The 4,079-nt window shown below is 43.9% G+C and carries 2 protein-coding genes and 1 pseudogene; 1 reads left to right on the forward strand and 2 read right to left on the reverse strand.

Annotated elements, in window-relative coordinates:
- Positions 1 to 1,186 precede the first annotated feature (1,186 nt).
- Positions 1,187 to 1,756 (forward strand): RNA recognition motif domain-containing protein, encoded by a 570-nt coding sequence (locus tag QUB52_RS28710; RefSeq protein ID WP_265239380.1) that lies wholly within the window; start codon positions 1,187 to 1,189, stop codon positions 1,754 to 1,756.
- A gap of 274 nt (positions 1,757 to 2,030) precedes the next feature.
- On the opposite strand, the gene QUB52_RS28715 is transcribed toward QUB52_RS28710, so the two are convergent.
- Entirely contained in the window at positions 2,031 to 3,050 is a 1,020-nt protein-coding gene (locus QUB52_RS28715) for a tellurite resistance TerB family protein (protein WP_332969984.1), read from the reverse strand.
- Positions 3,051 to 3,160: 110 nt separating this feature from the next.
- Positions 3,161 to 3,997: pseudogene (locus QUB52_RS28720) on the reverse strand (CHAT domain-containing protein); the annotation flags it as partial.
- Between the last annotated feature and the right edge of the window lie 82 nt (positions 3,998 to 4,079).

Here is a 4,079-nt window from a genome sequence, read left to right on the forward strand (position 1 = left end):
GGGGAGATGGGGAGAGGGGGAGAGGGGGAGATGGGGAGATGGGGAGATGGGGAGATGGGGAGATGGGGAGATGGGGAGATTATTTGATTAGTTTTGAGGCGAAATTGAAATAGACAATTTCAATCCAGTACAGCTTGGTTGTCAAATTGTGGCACGAGTCGCGCACAACGCCCAACCGCAGATGAGTATTGAGTTAAAGGGCGGATGGGCGGATGGGTGTTCGGCCTGCACCCTATGGATATTCACGCGCAGCGCGCATCCTTCTTCCCTCTTGCTTCTGACAACTGACAACTGACTACTGACAACTGACTACTGACTACTGACTACTGACAACTGACAACTGACAACTGACAACTGACAACTGACTAAAGCCTTTGTAAAGAAAAGTTGCTTTTTTGCCAACACTCTGTTACATTTATTTACATGAATCGGATTGAACCAAATAGCGCGATAACTTCAGTTGGCTAAAATCCATAAGGCATTGCGTAAAAATTGTCAACCTCCCAACACAGCAAGTTCAGCCAGCCGCTTGTCGGCTGTTTTTTTTAGACAGCCAATTTAGCTCTGCCGGATGAACTCAAAAAAGTGATTCAGATGCGCTTTTCGTTCAATTTGCCATGAAATATTCCTAAATAACTAGCTCTGTTACCAAGCCTGTGATACCTTTAAACAATGGTCGGACACAACCAGGCCCGATTTAAGGGATACTGGGTAAGTGAGTAGTCCTCAACACTAGGAGCGAGATTAGGGTGAGGTAAGATTACTGGCTGAAAAAATGTTAGCGATTTTATCCCTCACTGTATTAGACTGAATACTGGCATTCCAATCGCTTGCAATTGACATCCTTGGACATAAATTTCTACACGGCGCTGGCTATAAACATTCTGAATCAAAACCGGAAGCAAGTAATACAGAACAGCCAATAGCCTAAACATTTGAGTGATGACTAAAAGTTTACACAACAACCTGAGATTTAAAAGCTCTCTGCATTATTGGCGGTTAAGTTCCGGCCTGATCAGAGTAAATCATCTTTTTGTTCTAAAAGGTGGGGGGAGCTGTCAAGGTTGGTGGGAGGAATGTGCAAATTCTGTGGTTATGCGGTGTTTCCCTGCGGTCAATATTGATTTGACTTCAGGTAATTTTGTTCGAGCAAATTAATTAAAATCCAAGTCTGGAGGAATTTTTCATGTCTATTCGTCTTTATGTTGGTAATTTACCAAAAGAACTCGATCGCCTAGAATTGCAAGAAGTTTTTGCACCAGAAGGTGAATCTGTTACCACAAAGGTAATTACAGACCGCAAAACTGGTAAATGCAGAGGCTTCGGTTTTGTGACGGTGCTCACTGACGAACAAGCCGACGAAGTTATTGAGAAGTACAACGGCTTGATGTTCAAGGAAAACCCGCTGAAAATAGAAAAGGCACTGCCCCGCTCTAAGGGTAAATCTGAGAAGGGCGAAGACGATCAGCAACAGTCATCATCGCCTGCTTCACCGCAGTTGGTGTCGGCGTCAGCATCGACATCGCCGTCTGTGCCAGCACCTGTGCCGCAACAGCAGCGCTCGGCTCCCCCTACCCAAGGTGGAGGCGGTTCTAGTAAAAGCAATCGTCGTCGGGGTGACAACAACAAGTCTCGCCGCAATCAGTCAACAACAACGGTGTCGAGTGGTGATTCGGGCTCGGTACAGCCAGATCCACGCTGGGCGAGTGCTTTGGAAGAACTCAAGCAAAAATTGGAAGCTCAGACTGCTAGCTAGTCGAAAATGGCTGCTAATTGCTGCTGTCTTTCGACTGCGGTTGACTGAGTTTATTTGGAAGTGCGATCGAGAATCGGTCAAAAAGCCTAATTCTCGATCGCACTATTTTATTGCAAAAAACCTCTAATATCTAGAAATTTCGTAGGGTGTGTCGCCATGTTTAATCTCTAGCATTCAATCTCAAATCTCATGGCGACGCACCTTTTGCGATTGAGAGATTGAGGCATTAATTGGTCAATACTTCATCTTTCTCTCGATCCGCTATAAATCATGTTTATTCTGCGCCAGAGAATTCAATCGTCTCAATGAAGTCAAAAATCTTGTTCATAAGGCCCTCAACCTCCGACTCAAGAGAACCCAATTCGTCCTTGTTCTCATAAATTCGCTGACAACTTACCATGTAGCAAAAATCGTCAACGATAAAAGCCATAAATCCCCGATAAGCATCCATCCGAGTAACTTGGTCGTCGTTTTTTGTCACACTGAGAGTAGCACCCGCAGGCAAATCGACCACTGCAAAATAAGCTTCTTCATCTTCTAAATATTCAGTGTAGAGTAACTTAGAATCAGCAAATTTAGCGAGAATTTGGCTATCAATAAAATTGTTAAGAAACGAAGTAAGATAAGCCCATTCGCCCGCTGACTCAATCAATTTTTCCACTTCGCCAGAAATCGGGAAATAATCAATTTTCAGCAAAACACCAAAATCGTCAGAAAATTCAACACCGCCTGCTGAATCGTCAATTTTACCGCCTCGTTGCTTGTCAACTGGAATCGAGACGGCAAAATTGCCTTGAGCAGATAGGTACAACGGCTCCTCTACATCGAAATCAGGCTCTTCCAATTCTAGTTCTACTGATGAGTATGCAGCAATCACATCCTCGATAATTTCGTTAGCTTCCTCATCGTCTACACCTAATACTTCTTGAAATTTTTTGAGAAAATCCCGGTGCTTCTTGGACACTGTATCATCTACGATAAACATGGCTGCGGTGATAGCAAAAGTATCCAACACCAACTCATTTGGCAGTGATTCAGAAGCCGTGTTAAATAATCCTCCCAAACCATCTTCGGCGATAATATTCGCCAAATTTTGAAACATTGCTGACATATCATCTTCCGAGAATTCAGCAAATATTTCTGAATCCCAAAGTATGCTTTCCAAGATATCTGCGTCTGCGTCAGGGGCGTTGGCTTCGGCTGCGACAAGCGCTACCGCCGCGACGGATTCCTCTAAATTCAATTTGATTGAGGATTTATCTTTGGAATTGAATATTTTAGTAAAGTTGCTCATAGTTTTTGCTTGGATAAAGAATTTAGTTTGACGTTTTTCCTGGAGCATCTCATTTTTGCAAAAAAGATTTTTTGACAATTTGCTATTAAAATTAGATGCGGGCTAGCTGATTACCAAGGACTACCAATTAGTGTAAATCCGGCCCAAAATTTGGGATGAGATAAATCAGAATTTGCTACTTGTCCGGCTTGAGTAAGATCGATCGCCCTTTGAGTTCCCACCAACTTACCATCTTTAATGACTACCTGTTTGCGAATCATCGCCAGTTGAGCTTGTCTGAGAGCTTCAGCTTTAATGGGAGCCGATCGCAAATTAGCATAAAACTCAGTCATCAGCCCCAAAGTCGCGAAATCATTAACTTTCCACAAACTCGCCAAAGCCGATTTTACACCGCTGCGGACTGCGAGTCCAGCAAAACCCATTTCTGCGGTACTGTCGCCGATCGCAGTTTCGCACGCACTGAGCACCAATAACTGTACTTGTCTGCGATCGTACCACTTCGCCAACCGAAATTCATCCAGCGCCAAAGAGCGCTTCCAGAGGTCAATCTCAGCCTCCTTGCGTCCGTTTTGATTGAGCGGAAAGCTGGCGTGAGTAGCTAGGTGAACAATGTCAAACGCCTGTTTTTGTTGCCGCTGTTTGGTGAGATTTTCCAGGGTAAAATCTTGATTGAGAAAAAAGCGGCCGGGCCACAAAGCCAATTCGGGAGCATTTTGGTTGTTGCGTATCGTACCTGCGATCGCCGATAATTCGATCGGTACAGCAGGTAAAGGATCTTTATCGAGAAATTCAGAAGCACCCATTGCTAAAACTTGGGCATTTTTCAAGCTTTGATAATTAGTGCTAGTCAAGCTGACACTAGGAATTGAACCAAGGCTGTACTTTTCTACTAAAAAGTGTTCGCCATCGTAGAAAGCTGCTATGGGCAATTGTCGCAAACCTGCATCGAAGGAAAGTAAGGATTCAGGTCTAAGATTGGGGAATTAAAGAAGGCATAAATAAGTCACAAAAATGGGCAGATATAGCATC

Source organism: Microcoleus sp. A6-C6 (assembly GCF_036705955.1).
Classification (GTDB): domain Bacteria; phylum Cyanobacteriota; class Cyanobacteriia; order Cyanobacteriales; family Microcoleaceae; genus Microcoleus.

Coding starts and splice junctions, on each gene's coding strand:
- QUB52_RS28715 (WP_332969984.1), bottom strand. CDS start 3,050: ATGAGCAACTTTACTAAAATATTCAATTCCAAAGATAAATCCTCAATC.
- QUB52_RS28710 (WP_265239380.1), top strand. CDS start 1,187: ATGTCTATTCGTCTTTATGTTGGTAATTTACCAAAAGAACTCGATCGC.